2 protein-coding genes are annotated in these 3,986 nt (G+C 75.3%); one reads left to right on the forward strand and one right to left on the reverse strand.

Annotated features, from left to right (window positions below):
• Positions 1–3,168 (forward strand): ATP-binding protein (locus tag ACFVIM_RS33710; protein WP_384309780.1); only part of this gene is annotated, 3,168 nt, incomplete at its 5' end.
• Positions 3,169–3,301: 133 nt separating this feature from the next.
• Here ACFVIM_RS33710 and ACFVIM_RS33715 read toward each other — a convergent pair.
• The coding region (locus ACFVIM_RS33715; RefSeq protein WP_384309783.1) for a class F sortase at positions 3,302–3,986 on the reverse strand (685 nt) is incomplete at its 5' end.

Below are 3,986 nucleotides of genomic sequence, written 5' to 3' on the forward strand. Positions count from 1 at the left end.
GCGCGGGTCTGGGGCGAAGGGCGGCTGCCCAGACCCGCGGACGAGGGCGCGGCCCTCCAGGCCCTCGTCGGGCGCCTGCGGCGGACCCTTGGCCCGGAGGCCGTACAGCTCACGCCCGGGGGGTACCGGCTCGCCGCCGACCGTGAGGACGTCGACCTGTACCGGTTCGACCGCCTCACCACCCAGGGCGTCGCCGCGCTGGCCGCAGGCCGCCCGGCCGACGCCGTGCCGCTGCTGGACGAGGCCCTCGCGCTCTGGGGCGGCACGGCGCTCGCCGATCTGCCGGACGGAAGCGACGACCCGCTGGTGGTGCGCGCCGAAAGGAGACGCGCCGAAGCCCGTCGCGCCCGTCTCGGCGCCGATATCGCGCTGGGGCGAGCCGACACGGTCCTGGCGGAGGTGACCGCGCTCGCGGCCACAGAGCCGCTCGACGAGCCACTACAGGCCCTGCGTATCCGTGCGCTGGCCGCGTCCGGCCGCCCGGCGGAGGCGCTCCAGGCGTACGAGGAGATCCGTGTCCGGCTCGCCGACCGTCTCGGCACCGACCCCGGGGAGGAACTGCGGGCCCTGTACGGCGCCTTGCTCACCCCGCCGCCCGTACCACCCTCGCGGGGCAACCTCCGGGCCCCCCTCACGTCCTTCGTCGGCCGCGAGGACGACCTCGCCGATCTGGCGGCCGCGCTGCGCGAGCACCGGCTGGTGACCCTGATCGGGCCCGGGGGGGCGGGCAAGACCCGGCTCGCTCTGGAGACGGCGGCCACCGTGAGCCCGGGGGCCTGGCCCGACGGGGTGTGGGCCGCCGAACTCGCCCCCGTACGGGACGCGGACGGCGTCCCCGAGACGGTCCTCACCGCCCTGGGTGCCCGCGAGCAACACCTGAGGCTCGCCACCACGGAACCGGCCGCCCGGCCCCCGCTGGACCGGCTCGTGGAGCACTGCGCCCGCCGCACCATGCTGCTCGTCCTCGACAACTGCGAGCACCTGGTGGGCCCGGCGGCCGACCTGGTGGACACGCTGCTCACCCGCTGCCCGGGGGTGCGCGTCCTGGCCACCAGCCGGGAGCCCCTGGGCGTCCCCGGCGAGTTCCTCAGCGGTGTGGGCCCGCTGCCGCCCAGGACCGCGCTGCGGCTGCTCGCCGACCGGGGCGCCGCCGCCAGGCCCGGGTTCCGCACCGAGGACGACCCGGACGCCTGCGCCGAGATCTGCCGCCGCCTCGACGGACTGCCCCTCGCGCTCGAACTCGCCGCCGCCCGGTTGCGGGTCCTGACCGCCCGGCAGATCGCCGACCGGCTGGACGACCGGTTCCGGCTGCTGACCACCGGCAGCCGTACCGTCCTGCCGCGCCAGCAGACCCTGCGCGCCGTCGTCGACTGGTCCTGGGACCTCCTGGACGACGCCGAACGCACCGTCCTGCGGCGGCTGTCGGTCTTCTCCGGCGGCTGCGCCCTGCCCCAGGCGGAGGAGGTCTGCGGATCCGGCCCCCTGGCGGCGCGCGACGTGCTCGCCGCGCTCGCCGCCCTGGTCGACAAGTCGCTCGTGGTCGCCACGCCGCACGGCGACGACGGCATGCGGTACGGGCTGCTCGAAACCGTCGCCGAGTACGCCGCCGAACGGCTCACCGAGGCGGGCGAACACGACACCATGGCGGTGCGCCATCTGCGCGCCTACAGGGAACTCGCCCGCACCGGGGAACCCGAGCTGCGCGGACCGCGCCAGCGGGCGTGGATGGACCGGCTGGAGCGGGAACACGACAACATACGCGCCGCCCTGCGCACGAGCGTCGACCACGCCGAGGAACAGGAGGGGCTCTGTCTCATCCTGTCCCTGCACTGGTTCTGGCAGCAGCGCGGCCATCAACAGGACGTCCACATCTGGTCGTCCGCCGTCGCCGCGCTCGGTCCCGACCCCTTCGAACCCCTGGCCCCAGATGCCGGTGCGTCCGGTGTTCTCGTCGCTCCCGGCGTCTTTGACGGCCGTCCCCGCCCGGCCGAACCCTGCCCGCGGGGCTCCACCTCGCTGCCGCCGCCCTGGCCGGAGCCCTGGCTGTGGGAGGCACGGCGCGGTGTGCGGCTGACCCTGCTCGCCAGCCAGGGCGTCACCGACGAGGCGATCGGCGGGCTCGCCAGCCCCGCCACCCAGGAGCGGCTGCGCCGGATCGTCGCCGCCTACCGTCCGGAGCTGCCGCAGATCGTCCGCCAGCCCGCCTCCCTGTGGTTCTTCGTCCGGCTGATGGCGGGGGAACTCACCTCCCTCCTGGACGCCGTGGACGCCTACGTCACCACCTGCGAACGCCACGGTGGCGGCTGGGACCTGGGCTTCGCGCTGCTGATGCGCGCCCGGCTGTGCCCCGCGCACGCCCCCGGCGACGCCGACCGGGCCCTGCGGCTCTTCGAGGAGGCGGGCGACGACTGGGGCGTCGCGGAGGCGCTGTCGGCGCGCGGCACCACGTACGAACGCGAGGAGCGGTACGAGGAGGCCGCGGCCGACTACGAACGGGCGATGCGCTCCTCGGCCGGTGCCGGGGTGGACACCCAGGCCCTCGTCTTCCGGTCCCGCCTCGCCCGCCTGCGACTGAGCACCGCCGTCGGCGACGAGGAACGCGGGCGGGCGGAACGGGAGCTGGTCGCGATCGTCGCCAGCGCCGACGACTACGCGATCGAGGTGGTCGGCGCCGGACGCATACTGCTCGCCCACCACTTCGGCGGCACCGGACGCACCGCCGTGGCACGGGAGCAACTGGACGCGCTGGAAGCCGCGCTGACACCGTCCACCCCAGGGTTCTTCCGGGGGCTGATCCAGGGCACCCAGGCCTGGCTGGACTGCCTCGACGGCGGCTACGCGAACGCCCGGGCCCGCAGCGCCGAGGCCGTGGGCCATCTGGACGTCCTCGCCTACCTGGTGGTGCCGCAGCTGATCGCCGACCACTTCCTGTGCGCCGCCTGGGCGATGGCCCATCTCACCCCGTACGACGGCGCACGTCTCCTCGCGGCCTACGACGCCCATGAGCGACAGCCCGGCGGCATCGGCCTCCAGCCCTTCGACGACGAACACACCACCCGTCGCCGCGCGGAGACGGATCTGCGCGCCGCCCTGGGTGACGCGCGCTTCACCCAGGCGTACGAGGAGGGGCTGAAGCTCTCCGTGCGCGAGGCGACCACCCTGATCTGAGGCCCGCGCCTCCCGTGCTCGCTTCCTTGAGGAGACGGGTACGCGAGGCCCGGCCCGGTGGTATCCGGGGTGTTCGTGGTGGCATCCGCGTGACATCCGTGCGGCTTTCGCGCGGCAGTCGCGTGGTATCCGCTCAGCGGACGCTGGTGGCGTGCGCGAAGACCACGACGTTCGCGTCGTACCCCGCCCCGGGGACGAACCGGCCGCCGCAGGTGATCAGCCGCAGCTCCGGCCGGGGCGCGTCCCGGTAGACCCGCTGGGACGGGAATCCGCTCCGGCCATGGGTCTCGACCCGGTCGACCTGGAAGACGGCCGTCCGGCCGTCCGCGCGGAGGATCTCGACGGCACTGCCCCGTTGGAGCGACCCGAGCAGCGAGAAGACGGCCGGTCCGCGCGTGGTGTCCACATGCCCGACCACGACGGCGGTACCGCGTTCACCGGGAGTGACGGCACCCGCGTACCACCCGGCGAGGTTCTCCTCGTCCACCGGCGGCGCGGCGATCGACCCGTCGGGCTCAAGACCCACGGCGCGCACCGGGGCGTCCACACCGAGCGCGCGGACGGTGATCCGCCGGGGCGGCGAGTGGGGCAGCGGGTCGGGGACGGGCGACAGCGGCCATGCGACGGTCCCGGCACGCGCGAGGTCCGGCCCGCCGGGCCGCGACGCGATGCCCGAGGACTCCACCGACTCCGGGGCGAGGAGGAATCCGCCCAGGAGCAGCGCGCACAGCAGGGAGAACCAGGCGCCGCGCCGCTGCGGGGCGGGGGTGCGGCGCCCCCGGTCGGCGCTCCGGCCGACACGCCGGTCGACCGCTTCC

Source organism: Streptomyces sp. NPDC057638 (assembly GCF_042800315.1).
Lineage (GTDB): Bacteria > Actinomycetota > Actinomycetes > Streptomycetales > Streptomycetaceae > Streptomyces.